At 61.5% G+C, this 15,426-nt stretch carries 14 protein-coding genes and 1 pseudogene; 6 read left to right on the forward strand and 9 right to left on the reverse strand.

Features of this window, described 5'->3' with window-relative positions; genetic code table 11:
• The first annotated feature begins 4 nt into the window (after positions 1-4).
• Together CGZ66_RS32890 and CGZ66_RS32895 are read left to right on the forward strand one after the other, a co-directional pair.
• Positions 5-1,306: a cytochrome b gene (locus tag CGZ66_RS32890; protein ID WP_095090847.1), complete on the forward strand. Its 1,302-nt coding sequence runs from the start codon at positions 5-7 to the stop codon at positions 1,304-1,306.
• A 28-nt stretch (positions 1,307-1,334) separates the two neighbouring features.
• Complete coding sequence (locus CGZ66_RS32895) at positions 1,335-2,192, forward strand: cytochrome c1 (RefSeq protein WP_095090848.1); 858 nt, start codon at positions 1,335-1,337, stop codon at positions 2,190-2,192.
• A 193-nt stretch (positions 2,193-2,385) separates the two neighbouring features.
• Here the strand turns inward: CGZ66_RS32895 and CGZ66_RS32900 are convergent, their stop codons facing one another.
• Positions 2,386-3,756 (reverse strand): IS1182 family transposase, encoded by a 1,371-nt coding sequence (locus tag CGZ66_RS32900; RefSeq protein WP_095081263.1) that lies wholly within the window; start codon positions 3,754-3,756, stop codon positions 2,386-2,388.
• Between the two features lie 157 nt (positions 3,757-3,913).
• Between CGZ66_RS32900 and CGZ66_RS41600 the strand changes: the two are divergent.
• The 3 genes and pseudogenes from CGZ66_RS41600 (at position 3,914) to CGZ66_RS32915 (ending at position 6,491) form a co-directional block, all read left to right on the forward strand.
• A pseudogene (locus tag CGZ66_RS41600) lies at positions 3,914-4,609 on the forward strand (acid phosphatase).
• A gap of 181 nt (positions 4,610-4,790) precedes the next feature.
• Entirely contained in the window at positions 4,791-5,936 is a 1,146-nt protein-coding gene (locus CGZ66_RS32910; protein WP_167392344.1) for an alpha-hydroxy acid oxidase, read from the forward strand.
• Positions 5,937-5,945: 9 nt separating this feature from the next.
• Positions 5,946-6,491: an adenine phosphoribosyltransferase gene (locus CGZ66_RS32915; RefSeq protein WP_095090850.1), complete on the forward strand. Its 546-nt coding sequence runs from the start codon at positions 5,946-5,948 to the stop codon at positions 6,489-6,491.
• A 44-nt stretch (positions 6,492-6,535) separates the two neighbouring features.
• Here CGZ66_RS32915 and CGZ66_RS32920 read toward each other — a convergent pair whose 3' ends face one another.
• From CGZ66_RS32920 to CGZ66_RS32950, 7 genes are all read right to left on the reverse strand, one after another.
• Positions 6,536-7,006: a MaoC family dehydratase gene (locus CGZ66_RS32920; RefSeq protein WP_095090851.1), complete on the reverse strand. Its 471-nt coding sequence runs from the start codon at positions 7,004-7,006 to the stop codon at positions 6,536-6,538.
• A complete protein-coding gene (locus CGZ66_RS32925; RefSeq protein WP_095090852.1) occupies positions 7,003-7,473 on the reverse strand; it encodes a MaoC family dehydratase in 471 nt (156 codons plus the stop codon). Before CGZ66_RS32925 ends, CGZ66_RS32920 begins: the two co-directional genes overlap by 4 nt.
• A 124-nt stretch (positions 7,474-7,597) precedes the next feature.
• On the reverse strand, positions 7,598-8,572 hold the full coding sequence (gene corA / locus CGZ66_RS32930; protein WP_095090853.1) for a magnesium/cobalt transporter CorA: 975 nt from the start codon (positions 8,570-8,572) through the stop codon (positions 7,598-7,600).
• A 213-nt stretch (positions 8,573-8,785) separates the two neighbouring features.
• Positions 8,786-9,889: a redox-regulated ATPase YchF gene (gene ychF, locus CGZ66_RS32935; protein WP_095090854.1), complete on the reverse strand. Its 1,104-nt coding sequence runs from the start codon at positions 9,887-9,889 to the stop codon at positions 8,786-8,788.
• Between the two features lie 98 nt (positions 9,890-9,987).
• Positions 9,988-10,710 carry an aminoacyl-tRNA hydrolase gene (gene pth, locus CGZ66_RS32940; RefSeq protein WP_095090855.1) on the reverse strand — a complete coding sequence of 241 codons (723 nt, stop codon included), beginning with the start codon at positions 10,708-10,710 and terminating at the stop codon, positions 9,988-9,990.
• Between the two features lie 23 nt (positions 10,711-10,733).
• The gene (locus CGZ66_RS32945; protein ID WP_095090856.1) at positions 10,734-11,375 is read right to left on the reverse strand and encodes a 50S ribosomal protein L25/general stress protein Ctc; all 642 of its coding nucleotides are present in this window, start codon (positions 11,373-11,375) and stop codon (positions 10,734-10,736) included.
• Between the two features lie 165 nt (positions 11,376-11,540).
• The gene (locus CGZ66_RS32950) at positions 11,541-12,575 is read right to left on the reverse strand and encodes a class I SAM-dependent methyltransferase (RefSeq protein ID WP_095090857.1); all 1,035 of its coding nucleotides are present in this window, start codon (positions 12,573-12,575) and stop codon (positions 11,541-11,543) included.
• 292 nt (positions 12,576-12,867) lie between these two features.
• Between CGZ66_RS32950 and CGZ66_RS32955 the strand changes: the two genes are divergently transcribed.
• Positions 12,868-14,874: a putative bifunctional diguanylate cyclase/phosphodiesterase gene (locus CGZ66_RS32955; RefSeq protein WP_095090858.1), complete on the forward strand. Its 2,007-nt coding sequence runs from the start codon at positions 12,868-12,870 to the stop codon at positions 14,872-14,874.
• A 57-nt stretch (positions 14,875-14,931) separates the two neighbouring features.
• Here CGZ66_RS32955 and CGZ66_RS32960 read toward each other — a convergent pair whose 3' ends face one another.
• Positions 14,932-15,360, reverse strand: a complete 429-nt coding sequence (locus tag CGZ66_RS32960) for a MarR family winged helix-turn-helix transcriptional regulator (protein ID WP_095091699.1) — start codon at positions 15,358-15,360, stop codon at positions 14,932-14,934.
• Positions 15,361-15,426 lie beyond the last annotated feature (66 nt).

Consider the following 15,426-nt stretch of genomic DNA (forward strand, 5'->3'; position numbering starts at 1 on the left):
TTCGATGAGCGAGGGACACTCGACCTATACGCCCAAGACCGGTATCGAACGCTGGTTCGACGCCCGCATGCCGCTGCCGCGGATGGTCTATGACAGTTTCATCGCCTATCCGGTGCCGCGCAACCTGAACTATGCGTGGACCTTCGGCGGTATCCTGGCGATCATGCTGGTGTCGCAGATCCTGACCGGCATCGTGCTGGCCATGCACTTTGCGGCCGACACCAGTCTCGCCTTCGATTCGGTCGAGAAGATCATGCGCGACGTGAATTCGGGCTGGCTGTTGCGCTATCTCCATGCCACGGGCGCCTCGTTCTTCTTTATGGCCGTTTATGTCCACATCTTCCGTGGCCTTTATTACGGCTCCTACAAGGCGCCGCGCGAGCTGCTGTGGATCCTCGGCTGTATCATCTACCTCCTGATGATGGCGACGGCCTTCATGGGGTATGTGCTGCCGTGGGGCCAGATGAGCTTCTGGGGCGCCACCGTCATCACAGGCTTCTTCAGCGCAATCCCGCTGGTCGGCGAATGGATCCAGCAACTGTTGCTCGGCGGCTTCGCCGTCGACAACCCGACACTGAACCGCTTCTTTGCGCTGCACTACCTCTTGCCGTTCATGATCGCCGGCGTCGTCGTGCTGCATGTCTGGGCGCTGCATGTCGTCGGCCAGTCGAATCCGACCGGCATCGAGGTCAAGTCGAAGACCGACACCGTCGCCTTCACCCCTTACGCGACAATCAAGGACGCGTTCGGCATGATCGTGTTCCTGTTCTTCTTCGCCTATTTCGTCTTCTACATTCCGAATTTCCTTATGGCGCCCGACAATTATATCGTGGCCAATCCGCTGAAGACACCGGCGCATATCGTGCCTGAATGGTACTTCCTGCCGTTCTACGCGATCCTGCGCGCCATCACGTTCAACATCGGGCCGATCAATTCCAAGCTCGGCGGCGTGATCTGCATGTTCGGCGCCATCGTCATGCTGTTCCTGGTGCCATGGCTTGACACCTCGAAGGTGCGGTCGGCGGTGTACCGGCCCTGGTACAAGCTGTTCTTCTGGCTGTTCGTGGCCGATGCCATCCTGCTCGGCTGGCTGGGCTCGCAGCCGGCGGAAGGCAGCTACGTGTTCATGGCGCAGATGGCGACACTGTTCTACTTCGCCTTCTTCCTGGTCGCGCTGCCGGTGCTCGGCCTGATCGAGACGCCGCGGCGGCTGCCGAATTCGATCACCGAAGCGGTGCTCGAGAAGAACAAGGGTGGCGGTCATCATCCTGCGGGGGCTACGGCCGCGCCGGAAACCAAGGGCTGAGCGGGTAGAGAATCTAAGGGGATTTGGCATGAAGAAGATTCTCACCTCGCTGGCGTTGCTTGGCCTCGTGGTTGTTGGCACCGGGGCGATCGCCGCCGAGGAGGCACACAACGCGGCCGCACCGACGCATTTCCCGATCAACGAGCCGAAGGAGATGGACTGGAGCTTCGCCGGGCCGTTCGGCACCTACGACAAGGCGCAGCTGCAGCGCGGCCTGAAGGTCTACAAGGAAGTCTGTTCGGCCTGCCATTCGATGAATTTGGTGGCGTTCCGCACGCTGTCGGACCTCGGCTATTCGGACGCGCAGATCAAGACGCTGGCGGCCGAGTACACCATCCATGACGGCCCGAACGACGCCGGCGACATGTTCGACCGCCCCGGCAAGCCGTCCGACCACTTCCCGCCGCCATTCGCCAACGAGGAAGCCGCCGCTGCCTCGAATGGCGGTGCCGCTCCGCCCGACATGTCGCTGCTGGCCAAGGCGCGCGGCGTCGAGCGCGGCTTCCCGCGCTTCGTCTTCGATATCTTCACGCAGTATGCCCAGGGCGGCCCCGACTACATCCATTCGCTGCTGACGGGCTACGACCAGACGCCGCCGGCCGGAATGGTCATCCCGGAGGGCACCCACTACAATCCGTACTTCATGTCAGGCGTGTCGCTGAAGATGCCCAAGCCGCTGTCCGACGGCCAGGTGACCTATGACGACGGCGCGCCGCAGACCATCGACCAGTATTCCCGCGACGTCTCTGCCTTCCTGATGTGGGCGGCCGAGCCGCATATGGAAGACCGCAAGAAGACCGGCTTCCGCGTGCTGGTGTTCCTGCTTTTGTTCGGCGCGCTGGTCTATCTCACCAAGCGCAAGGTGTGGGAAGGCGTGGCGCACTGAACCGCGCACAGCCACACGATCAAAAAAGGGCGCTGTCAGCGGTCTGAGGGCGCCGAAAGGCGCCCTCAGACTGCTGACAAACCCCGTCTATTTTAGGCGGGGTTTTGTTTTATGCGACTGAACGGGTTAGCGATTTCGTTGTCAGGACAATTTGACAGGAGGTTGCAGGACGGGGACCCGTGGTTCGCTGGCCTCAGGCGATGCCTGGTTTTGGCTTTGGCCACAGGCAAAGGGCGATTTTCTTGATGTTCTGGGCGGCGGCTGCAATCAGGCACTGGCAGGCGACGCGAACGTGACTTCGGAAGCGGGCGTAGCGGTGGCCATGCAGTTGCTTGGCGTCCGCGAAGGAGCGCTCGACGGTCTCCTTGCGGCGGCGGTAGATAAGCTTGCCCCAGCCGGTGAGGCGATTGGCGTCGATGCGCTCTCGCGCATCTTGCCAGACATGGCGGGTGATGGTGCGTGTCGCGGCGGCGTTGGTCGTGCAGGAGGCCAGCAGCGGGCAGGTTTGGCAAATGGCCGGGTCGCTCTTGTATTGGCGGTAGCCGTTGCGATCGGTGGTGGCGTAGCTGAGAAGCTGGCCCTGTGGGCAGCGATAGCCATCCAGATCCGGCTCATAAGCGAAGGCGGTTTTCCTCATCATGCCGGGCTTGGGTGGTGTTGGATTGCGATAGCCGGTGACGCCGAGGATGTCGCGGTCCTCCAATCCCTTGGCGATGCCAGCGGTTGCGTATCCCGCATCGAGCCCAACCGCCCCCACTTGGAAGCCGAAGCGTTGGCGCTGTCGGTCGAGGCGTGAGAGATAGACGATCGAGTCATGCACGTTGGCCGGCGTGGCATGGGTGTCGGTGATGATGGCATGGGCGGCGTCCACCGTGCGGTGGTCGAGATAGAAGAAGCCCTTCGGCTTGCCGTCGCGCACCATGTAGCCGCTGTCGGGGTCGGTACGCGACACCTTGGTCTGCTTCTCGGCGGGCTGGCGTTCCTTCTCCTTCAACGGCTTCTTGCCATGTTGGACCCGGTCCTCCTCGATCGCGGCGTCCAGCGCTTCCCAGTAGTCGGCGCGCGACTTGGCCACCACCGCAAGGTCGAAGCGGTTCTTGTTGGCGCTGGCCTTCAGATGCGTACTGTCGGTGTAGAGCACTGTGCCGTCGACAAGCCCATGCCGGATCGCCTGCTCGACGATCCTGTCGAAGATACCCTGCGCGATGGTCTCATCCTGATAGCGCCGGCGTCGGTTCTGCGACAGCGTCGAGGCGTCGAACACCTTGTCCGTCAGCTTCAGCCGCAGGAACCAGCGATAGGCGACGTTGACCTCGATCTCGCGCACCAACTGGCGTTCCGAGCGAACCCCAAACAGGTAGCCGATGAACAGCGCCTTGAACATCAAGGTCGGGTCGAGCGGCGGCCGGCCATTGTCGGCGCAGTACAGCGGCGCGGTCAGATCGTGGATGAACGAAAAGTCGATCGCGCGCTCGATCTTGCGCAACAGATGATCAGCCGGAACAAGCTGATCCAACGTTACCATCTCAAGCGCGGTCTGTTCGGGGGCGGGTCGCTTCAACATGACCCAGTGAATCAAAAACCCCCAGCAAAAGCCAGGGGTTTGTCAGCAGTCTGAGGGCGCCGAAAGGCGCCCTTTTGTGTTTGGGGAGGCCTGTGGTGTCACATGGCCGTCACCGCATCTGGCGATCCTGTGCCGCTCTCATCGAAGGATCGCACCCATGAAAAGATACGCATCGCTCGCGGCAGGCCTCTTGCTGTTCATCGTCGGCTCGGCCGCGCAAGCGGAAGACGCCCAGCCCTTCATCACCAACAAGAATGTCGACCTGACGATGATCCTGCCGCCACCGCCCGCGAACGATTCGGCGCAGACCAAGGCCGAACTTGGCGAGGTGCTGACGCTGCAGGTGACGCGCACGCCCGAAATGGTGGCCAGCGCTGTTGCCGACGCCGAGGAGAATGTCTGGCGCTTCGCCAATGTCATGGGGCCGAAGTTCAACAAGGAAACGCTGCCGAAATTCAGTGCTTTCTTCGATCGCGTGGTGGCCACCGAAGGCGCCGTTGTCGATCCGGCCAAGGATATCTGGAAGCGCCCGCGTCCGCACCAGCTCAGCGACCTCGTCAAGCCCGCCGTCAAGCTGTCCAGCTCCGGTTCGTAGCCTTCCGGCCACGCCACCGTCGGCACCATGATGGGCATCATCCTGTCCGACATGGTTCCGGAAAAGCGCGCCGAGATCATGGCGCGCGCGGCTGAATACGCCCACAATCGTGAGGTCGGCGGCATCCACTATGCGTCCGACGTCGAGATGGGCAAGATTTCCGGCAGCGTGATCGCCGCCGTCCTGCTCAACCGGGACGACTTCAAGGCCGAATACGACGTGGCCAAGGCCGAGCTTCGTTCCGATCTCGGCATGTAATCTTTCGCCGGCTGCCGGTTTTCGACGAAAGGGGCGCTTCGGGCGCCCCTTTTTGTGCGCGCGGTTGTAGCTCGTGAGCCAGCTCGGCAATTAGGCCGTTGGCACGGAGACAACAGGTTGATATTCGACGCACCAAACGGTGGCGAAGCGATTGCCACGATTTGACGTCTGGAAATCAATGATGCGGCTCATCGACTGTCACAATTTTTCCGACTTCCGCCGCATGGCGCAACGGCGGCTGCCGGGGCCGATCTTCGACTACATCGACGGCGCGGCGGACGACGAGGTCACCTATCGCCGCAACACCGAAAGCTTCGAGACCTGCGACCTGGTTCCCAACGTCCTGCGCGGCGTCAGCGAAATCGACATGTCGGTGACCGTGATGGGCCAGAAGCTGGCGATGCCGGTCTATTGCTCGCCGACCGCCTTGCAGCGGTTGTTCCACCATCAGGGCGAGCGCGCGGTCGCCAAGGCCGCCGCCAAATACGGCACGATGTTCGGCGTCTCCTCGCTTGGCACCGTCAGCCTCGAGGAGGCGCGCGGGATCAGCAGCGGCCCGCAGGTCTACCAGTTCTATTTCCACCGGGATCGCGGCCTCAACCGGGCGATGATGCAGCGGGCAAAGGAGGTTGGCGTCGAAGTGATGATGCTGACAGTCGACAGCATCACCGGGGGAAACCGCGAGCGCGACAAACGCACCGGCTTTGCCATCCCCTTCAAGCTCAACCTGGCCGGAATGCTGCAGTTCGCGATCAAGCCGGCCTGGGCAATCAATTATTTCACCCATGAGGGGTTCAAGCTGCCGCAGCTGGACGAGCATGTCGACATGGGCGGCGGCACCATGTCGATCAGCCGTTACTTCACCGAAATGCTCGACCCGTCGATGACGTGGGACGATGTCGCAGAGATGGTCAGGCTGTGGTCGGGTCCGTTCTGCCTCAAGGGCGTCATGTCGGTGGAGGACGCCAAACGCGCCGTCGAGATCGGATGCAGCGGCATCGTGCTGTCGAACCATGGCGGCCGGCAGCTGGATGGCTCGCGAGCGGCGTTCGACCAGCTTGCCGAGATCGTCGACGCGGTCGGCGACAAGATCGACGTCATCATGGATGGCGGCGTGCAGCGTGGCACGCATGTGCTGAAGGCGCTGTCGCTCGGCGCCAAGGCGGTCGGCGTCGGCCGCTACTATCTGTTCCCGCTCGCGGCGGCCGGCCAGCCGGGCGTCGAACGGGCGCTCGAACAGATGCGGGTCGAGATCGAGCGCGGCATGAAGCTGATGGGCTGCAGTTCGATCGAACAATTGTCGCGCAAGAATCTCCGTTTCAGGTAATCTCGACCCATGAAATCCTCCCTCGAAGACTCACTGCTTGCCGCGATCCGTACCATTCCGGATTATCCCAAGCCCGGCATCCTGTTTCGCGACATCACCACGCTGCTCGGCAATGCGCGCGCCTTCCGCCGCGCCATCGACGAGCTGGTGCATCCCTATGCCGGCCAGAAGATCGACAAGATCGCCGGCATCGAGGCGCGGGGTTTCATCCTTGGCGGCGCCGTCGCCCATCAGCTCTCGGCCGGTTTCGTGCCGATCCGCAAGAAGGGCAAGCTGCCTTTCGAGACCGTGCGCGTCGCCTACAGCCTTGAATACGGGCTGGACGAGATGGAGATGCACAAGGACGGCGTTTCTCCTGGCGAGAAGGTGATCCTCGTCGACGATCTGATCGCCACGGGCGGCACCGCGGAAGCGGCGGTCAAGCTGCTGCGGCAGATCGGCGCCGACATCCTTGCCGCCTGCTTCGTCATCGACCTGCCGGATCTCGGCGGCCGCGCCAAGCTCGAAGCGCTCGGCGTGCCGGTGAGGACGCTGATCGGGTTTGAAGGGCATTGATCGGCGCTTCCTACCTTCTCCGACAGGGGAGAAGGGAAAGGGAGCTACTCCACCTTCACCAGCACGGCGCTTTCGAACTCCAGCACCTTGTCGCCGGCCGAATCGAAGGCCTCGCAACGCAACGCCAGCAGCCGCCAGCCGGGGCGTGACGCGATTGGGCGGTGGGAAAGTGCCGTACGCGTGAAGGTGATCGTTTGCCCGGCATAGACCGGCTTCAGCCATTTCAGGTTCTTAAAGCCAGGCGAGGGGCCGAATTCCGGCACCGGGCCAGGGCCGCTCCACGCAGCGATCTCGGCGTCCATGCTGCTTGCCAGATTGAGTTTCATCCACGTCGCGGCCGTGTGCCAGCCCGACGCGCAGAGCCCGCCGAGCACGCTCTTCTTGGCTGCTTCCTCGTCGATATGGAAAATCTGCGGGTCGTATTTCCTGGCGAACGCCTTGATCGCCTCTGGCTCGAATGTGTGCGAGCCGAGCGTAACGGTGGTGCCGATGCGGAAGAATTCGTCCAATGTCATGCTGCGCTCCCGGCAGCGTCGCGCGTGAGGAACATGACGGAGTTTTCGAGCTCGAAGACGCTTTCGCCGCGCTGGTTGAGCAGTTCGCTGCGCATGGTGACGAAGCCGAGCTGCGGCTTCGACCGCGACAGGCGCTTGGTGAGAACCACCAGGCTTCCTGTCAGCGTGTCACCGGCCAGCACCGGCTTCTTCCATTTCACCTGATCGACGCCAGGCGATCCCTGGCAGGTGGAGTCGAGCAGGAAAGCATCGCACAGCATGCGCATGAACATGGCTGAGGTATGCCAGCCCGAAGCGGAGAGGCCGCCGAGGATGCTCGCCTTGCCGGCGTCCTCATTGAGATGCATGGGCTGCGCGTCGAATTCGCTGGCGAATTCGATGATTTCGGCGGCGCTCACTTGCTTGCTGCCGAGGTCGAACAAGGCGCCCTCGACGAAATCCTCATAGGCCCAGGTTTTTGCGGTCATGGTCTGGAATCCGGTTCATAGACCCACGATTTCGGATCGGGGTTTCCGGATGCAGGCAGGGCGCCGTTTGGTCAAGAGATTTCTATAGCGCCACGTCGTGGCCGCATGGCCCTTGGCGGACGGGTCAAAGCCAGCCGCGGCGGCGGAAATACCAGAAGGGCAGGATCGCCGACAGGATCATCAGGCCAATCGCGAAGGGATAGCCGAGCTGCCATTTGAGCTCGGGGATGATGTCGAAATTCATGCCATAGATCGAAGCCACCAGCGTCGGCGGCAGGAAGATGACGGCGGCGACCGAGAAGATCTTAATGATGGCGTTCTGCTCGATCGAGATCATGCCGAGCGTGGCATCGAGCAGGAAGCTGATCTTCTGGGACAGGAACGTGGCGTGGTCGGCGAGCGACAGCACATCGCGCGACAGCGTCTTGATGCGCGCCTTGGTGTCCTTGCTCATCTTGGTCCGGGTCGAGGCGTGGGCGAAGAAACCGGCCAGGCGCTGCAGCGAGATCAGGCTGTCGCGGATCGAGGAGGCGATGTCCTCCTTGCGGCCGATGGCTTTCAGGAGTTCCTGGAAATCGCGATTGCGCTTGGAAACCTTGGTCGACCTCGCCTCGAAGATATCGCGCGAAATCGCCTCGATGTCGCGGCCGGCGCGCTCCAGGATATCGGCGAGGCGATCGACGATCGCCTCCAGCAACCCGATGAGGATGGTGTCGCCGCTGGTGCAGCCGGTCGCCACCTTTTCAGCGCGCTGCGGAAAGGTCTTGAATGCCTTCGGTTCGTGATAGCGCACGGTGATCAGCCGGGAGCCGGCGAGCACAAAGGTGACCGGCGACATCAGGGGATCGTCAACCTCGGTCTGGGCGGGCAGGGTGGCGGTCATGAAGTAGGCTCCGTCCTCGACATAGAGGCGGCTCGAAATCTCGATCTCCTCCATCTCCTCGCGCGTCGGAATGGCGACGCCGAGCCAGCTTTCGATCGCCACTTCCTCTTCCCTGGTCGGGTTGAGCAGGTCGGCCCAGACGACGTTCTCGCCGTTTGCCAGGAGATCGTCGATGACGCGCAGGCGGTCATTGTCCACGACGAAGGCCTTGATCATCGCCGGGTCTCCCTTGTTGGGGCCAAAGGGTGCGTTCGGATTGAAGCTCGTGTCGGATGGCACGGCGGTCCGGCGCGTGCACCTGCCGCTTAGTCCTGTGGCGTGACAAAATCAAGACAAGCAACTGGCGGGCGAATGACTCCGGCGGCTGCGAAGAACTCTTAGAGATGCCGGTACCGGAAGGGCTTGCCGCCAGGCGTGATCTTCACAAAATCAGGTGTTGAACTTGAACAGCAGGACGTCGCCATCCTGGACGACATATTCCTTGCCTTCGTCGCGCGCCTTGCCGGCTTCCTTGGCCGCCACTTCGCCGCCCAGCGTGATGAAGTCGTTGTACGCGATGGTCTGGGCGCGGATGAAGCCGCGCTCGAAATCGGTGTGGATGACGCCGGCGGCCTGCGGCGCCTTGGCGCCCTTGTGCACGGTCCAGGCGCGCGTTTCCTTGGGACCGGCGGTGAAATAGGTGATCAGCTGCAACAGCTCGTAGCCGGCGCGGATGACCTTGTTCAGGCCGGGTTCGTCGAGGCCGAGCGAGGACAGGAATTCCATCTCCTCCTCGTCCGACAGCTGGGCGACTTCCGCTTCGATCGCGGCCGAGATCACCACTGTGCTGGCGCCTTGCGCGGTGGCCATCTTTTCCACGGCCCTTGTGTGCTCGTTGCCGGTGGCGGCATCGGCCTCGGCGACATTGCAGACATAGAGCACGGGATGCGAGGTCAGAAGGTTCAGCCCCTGCAGGATGCGCAGGTCGTCCGCCGAAATACCCTTGAGCAGGATGCGGGTCGGCTTGCCGGCCTGCAGCAGCTCGAGCGCCGCCTCCATCAGCGGCAGCACGGTCGTCGCTTCCTTGTCCTTGCTGCCGGCGCGCTTGCGGATCTGCACGATGCGCCGCTCGAGGCTGTCGAGATCGGCGAGCATCAGCTCGGTCTCGACCGTCTCGGCGTCGGCGACGGGGTCGATGCGGCCCTCGACATGGGTGATGTCGTCATCCTCGAAGCAGCGCAGCACGTGCACGATTGCGTCGACCTCGCGGATGTTGGCGAGGAACTGGTTGCCCAGGCCTTCGCCCTTCGAGGCGCCGCGCACCAGGCCGGCAATGTCGACGAAGGAGATGCGGGTCGGGATGATCTCCTTCGACTTGGCGATCGCCGCGATCTTCTGCAGGCGCGGATCGGGCACCGCCACCTCGCCGGTGTTCGGTTCGATGGTGCAGAACGGATAGTTGGCGGCCTGCGCCGCCGCCGTCCTGGTCAGCGCGTTGAAAAGCGTCGACTTGCCGACATTGGGCAAGCCAACGATGCCGCATTTGAAACCCATTTTGTCCGGTCCTATCGGGAAATCGAAATTTGATCAGGGCTATGGGCGATAGGGGTGATCAACGTCAAGCCCTGTAACGCCGCACGCTCCTGCGGCGTTCACTCCTTGCCGAAGAGTTTCTTCAGCATCGCGGCCATCGGGCCGCTTTCCGGCAGCTTGACCGCCGGCTGCTGCGGGCGAGCCTGGCGGACGTGACTTTGCTGCTTGGGCGCCGGCTGCTTTGGCGCCGGCTTTTCCGGCTCCGGCGCGGCCTTGCCCTGGATGGCGAGGCTGGCCTTGTTCATGAAGCCGGATTCGTCGCCCTTGACGATCATGGCGGCGTTGTCGGCGATCGCGTCGAGCAGCGGTTCCAGCCATTCGCGGTCGACCTTGGCGAAATCGCCGAGCACGTGATGCTGGACCATTTCCTTGACGCCGGGATGGCCGACGCCGATGCGCACGCGGCGATAGGCGTTGCCGACATGGCCGTCGATCGAGCGGATGCCGTTATGGCCGCCGGCGCCGCCGCCGGTCTTGATGCGCAGCTTGCCCTCGGCAAGGTCGATCTCGTCGTAGAAGACGGTGAGCGCGGAAAGCTCGAGCTTGTAGAAGCGCAGCGCTTCGCCGACCGACTGGCCGGACAGGTTCATGAAGGTCTGCGGCTTGATCAGGACGATCTTTTCGCCGCCAAGCGTGCCTTCGCTAATCAGGCCCTGGAATTTCTTCGACCAGGGCGAAAAGGAATGGCGGCGGGCGATTGCGTCCGCCGCCATGAAGCCGACATTGTGCCGGTTGTTGGCGTATTTCGCGCCCGGATTGCCGAGACCTGCAAACAGCAGCATCGCCTGCTCCGGGCGTGAAAGAGTTACTTCTCTTCGGCGGCAGGGGCCGCTTCAGGGGTCGCCACTTCAGCGGTGGCTTCCGTCTCCGGCTTCATCGCCGACGAACCGGCAATGGTCGCGATGGTGAAGTCGCGGTCGGAGATGACAGGCTTCACACCAGCCGGCAGCTTGACCGCCGAGATGTGGATCGAGTCGCCGATGTCGGCGCCGGTGAGATCGACGGTGATGAATTCCGGGATCGCATTGGCCGGGCAGTGGAACTCGACTTCGTGACGCACGATGTTGAGCACGCCGCCGCGCTTGATGCCGGGCGACTTGTCCTCGTTGATGAAGTGGACAGGCACGTCGACATTGACCTCGGTGTCCTTGCCGATGCGCAGGAAGTCGACATGGACAGGGAAATCCTTGACCGGGTCGAGTTGGAAGTCCTTCGGCAGGACCTGGATCTTCTTGCCGTCGACATCGATCGTGGCGATCGTGGTCAGAAACCCGCCGCCATGGATCTTGTAGTAGATGTCCTTGTAGGTGAGCGCGATGGCCAGGGGAGGCTGCTTGTCACCATAAATTACTGCAGGCACTTTACCGTTGCGGCGAACTGCACGGGCGGACCCCTTACCGACCTGTTCGCGTGCTTCGGCCTTGAGCTCGTAAGTGTCGTGGCTCATGGCATTTCCTTTCGGTTTGTTCTGGAGCGTTCGCGGCCGGCAACGTGCTTGGCCGTAAACGTCGAAAGCCGCCGGGTGAGGCGGCTTTCCGCCGCGTTGCCTCCAAGGGTGTCTACGCGGGTGGCGGCTCTATAGCGGAAGGTGGCCGGAGGTGCAAGCCAAAGGCTAGCCGCGCTTTTCGATGACGGCGTACAGCACGTTGCGGTTCTCGCCAAAGAACACCTTGGCCTCGACGGTGTTGCGGTCGACGCTGGCATTGACGATGTTCCACATGGCGACTTCCGAGCGCAGCAGCAACACCCAGTCCATGAACGTCTCGCGGTACCCGGCGTCAGGATTGCCCTCCGCGTAGTTGGCGAACAGGAATGTCCCGTTCGGCTTCAACATCTGCAGGCAGGTCTTCGTGAGTTTCACGGCAACGTTGTGCGCAAGGTAGTCGTAAAGGCCTGAGGCGTAGATCAAGTCGAACTGGCCCAGCTTGTGGCCCCTCGTGAGCACGGTGCGCACCGAGCCGTCGATGGCTTCGATCGCGGTGCCCTGGAAGTCGCGCGAAATCAATCCAACGCTCTGGGGATCCTGATCGAGCGCAACCCAGCGCTTGAGACGGCCCTCCGCCAGGGCGACTGAGCGATTGGCCTCACGCAAATGGCCGGCCGCGATCGCCAGGACCTCGGTTTGCGGTCCGTTCTTGGCCGCAGCCTCGTCGACATATCGGGTCAAAAGATCGCGTCGTTCCCGTGCCGCGACGCACGACGGCACGTCCTGGGTATGGGTATAGAGCGCCTTGCCGGTCTCCGAGGCGTTTGCCACGCTCTCGGCCACGTGCGGATCACAATAGATGTAGTCGAGCAACTCCGCGTCGCCAGAATACCCCCTGGGCTTGCTGAAGGACCACCGTGTCAGGGGATCCTCGAGAAAATACTCCAGGACCGGGTGGCCCTGCACCACCGGTATCAATGCTTGCCAAACGTCGGGATGCACCTTGGAACGCGTCGCGTTGAGGTGCGACATCAGGCGACGAATGATCTCGGCAGGGTCTTTTCGTTGTTCGATTTGCTGCTGTGTCGCGCTGAGAATGAGCGCCAGCTCCGCGCGAGCGTTTTCGAACTCTTCGCCATGATGCTCGATCGTTCCTCGACGGAGACTGCTGGCGATCATCTTGGCAGTAATCAGGCTTTTGCCATCAAACACGGTTTGCAACCCATCACTCCATAGTTAACAGTCAGTTAACTTATTGCGTAGAATGCTCCATTTGCCAATGGCGGGTAGGGCGCATTTTATCGGTATGATTAATTTCCCGCAAACCATGTTCATTCGTTAGGCCGCTTCTGAGGCCGATTCCTCGTTCGAGTTAACGGAAACTTGTCTTGCTCGATTGCATTTGTTGGCCCGGCGTCGCAATCGCGTCGCGTCCAAGGAGCCGGCCTGCGTGAGGGCAGAAGCTAGAGATGAGTTCGGCGTACAAGATCCCCTTCAGACGGGGTTCGTTGTGATGGACGAACGCGTGGCATCCGTATTTGCCGATGCGGCTGATGCGGAACCTTACGAACCGCGTTACGAACTGGCGTCCGACGAGCTTCGCAGCCTTTACCGAACGGAAGCCCAGGTAACGCGAAGAGGGGAAGCCAGGCCCGGGCTTTGGATGGCCGTTGCCATCTATGTGCTGTTTTCGGCAACTGACCTGCTGCTGATCCCGGATGTGGCCGCCTACACGATCACGGCGCGCTTCGCGGTCGGACTGACCGCACTTTTGATCCTGGAAATGCAGCTTCGCCATGGCGTCGGGACGGAATGGCTCGACATCACTTGCGCCGGGGCCATTATCTTTGGCTATGTCGGCTGGTTGTCCCCAGCGGTTATGGGTGCGGACAAGGAAAGCGTCTCTTACTATATGGTCTTCGGCACCATCTTCATGATGAGTGCCAATCTCTTCTTTACGTTCAGATTCAAAGTTTCTATTATAACCTCAACTATAATCCTATGCATATTGTATGTCGTAAACTACTTTGTGCCTTCCACGCTAACATACAAGTTGGTGTTTGGAACCTTCTACATTTCCTGCTTCACATTCACCTCATATGTGAACTGGAAACTGAATGAGGAGCGCTACAACGTCTTCCTGAACGCCCTGGAAGCCAAAATTCAGCACAACGAGGCGACCGAACGAGGCAAGGCTCTGTTGAGACTGTCGCGGACCGATCCGCTCACGGGTCTCGAAAATCGGCGGGCGATCGACGAAAAACTGCGGGATTACTGGAGCGACTGGCAACGGGTTGGTACCAGTTTTGGAGCGATCCTCATCGACGTGGACTTCTTCAAAAAGTTCAATGACTGCTACGGCCATCAGGAAGGCGACCGCTGCCTGATCCATGTCGCCAATGCCCTTAGCGAAATGATCAAGCAGTATAGTGGCTCGATCGGTCGCTATGGCGGGGAAGAATTCATTGTCCTGGCTCGCGTGGAGAGAAAAGAACAGATCATGGATCTGGCGGAAGCCATTTGCAGTACGGTGGAGGGCCTGGCGCTTACCCACGAGCTGCGGCGAGACGGCGTCTCGATTGTGACAGTGAGCGTTGGCGCTGCATTCACCAGGACGCAGACTGGTGCCAAGCTGGAGAAAATCATCCACGAAGCCGACCGCGCGCTCTATCTGGCAAAAGCCGGTGGTCGAAATTGCGCTCGGCTGTTCGATCCGACCGATCCCCAGAGCAGCGACGAAAGTGAGAACATCGCGGCCTTGCTGAAGATCGCGATTGGCCAGAATCTCGTTTCGCTGGTTTATCAACCTATCCAGGATGTCAAATCGGGCCGAGTCGAAGCCGTTGAGGCTCTGATGCGCCTCAGAATGCTGGACGGCACGTCGGTTCCGCCGAGCCTGTTCATTCCCGTTGCGGAACGAACCGGCGCGATCCTGGAACTCGGGCGCTGGGCAATAAGGACGGTGTGCTCCGAGCTTTTGGCGGACGACCACGTCCGTGTCGTCAGCGTCAACGTCTCTCCAATTCAGCTCAAGACACCTGGCTTCGCGACGTCCGTCGCGACCATTTTGGGCGAGACCGGCGTCGCCGGCAGCAGACTGGCCTTCGAAATCACCGAAGGACTGGAAATGGAGATGCACTCGGACATTCTTCGCTGCATCAGCGACCTGAAGCTGCTCGGCATCAAGATATGGCTCGATGACTTTGGGACGGGCTTCGCGGGCCTTTCGTGGCTTCGTCTCATCGATTTCGACACGGTCAAGATCGACCGCTCGTTTCTGCACGACTGCAGCGCCCCGAACGGCAAGGCAATGCTCCAGGACATTATTACCCTGGTCCGAAATCGCGGCCACAAAATCCTGGTCGAAGGGGTGGAAACGGACGAGCAGATGGCCCTTATGCGCGAGTTCGGCATAGACAAGGTCCAGGGCTTCCATGTCGGCCGTCCCGCTCCCGCCGCAAGTTTCCAGGCAAAGCGGACCCTGCGCAAACGCCCATTCACTGTGCTTAAGTCCGCATGATAGCCGTGCCGGCGCCGGCACCGCGGTTTTTGGCCCAGACCGCTGTTTGACGGCTGGCTACCGGTCGCCGGTCAGCGCGTCGCGCAGCGCCTGAATCTGCCGGTTTAAGGCGTCAAGCTGTGCCAGCGTCATGCCCGAGCGCTCGATCAAGGTCTCATTCAGGCAGTTGCACCGGACGAGCAGCGCACGCCCGGTTGCGGTCAGATCGACCTGCACCTGGCGCTCGTCGACCTGGCTGCGCTGGCGCCTCACCAGCCCAGCCTGTTCCATCCGCTTCACCAGCGGTGTGACTGTGCTCGATTCCAAGGCCAGCCGGTGTGCGATGGTGCCGACCGACATGCCGTCGGCCTCTGCCAGCGCGTTGAGTACGAGATATTGCGGATAGGTGATGCCCATCTCGTCCAGCATCGGCTTGTAGGTGCGATTGATCGCCATGCTGGTGGCGTAGAGCGTGAAACAGAGCTGATTGTCCAACGGGAGAGGCACGGCGGATTCCTTCTTGCCAAGACAGGCACCAAAGTCTGTACCACGAAAAATGATATCGCGATACAT

Origin of the sequence: Mesorhizobium sophorae (genome assembly GCF_002270415.1) — a bacterium.
GTDB classification, from domain to species: Bacteria; Pseudomonadota; Alphaproteobacteria; order Rhizobiales; family Rhizobiaceae; genus Mesorhizobium; species Mesorhizobium sophorae.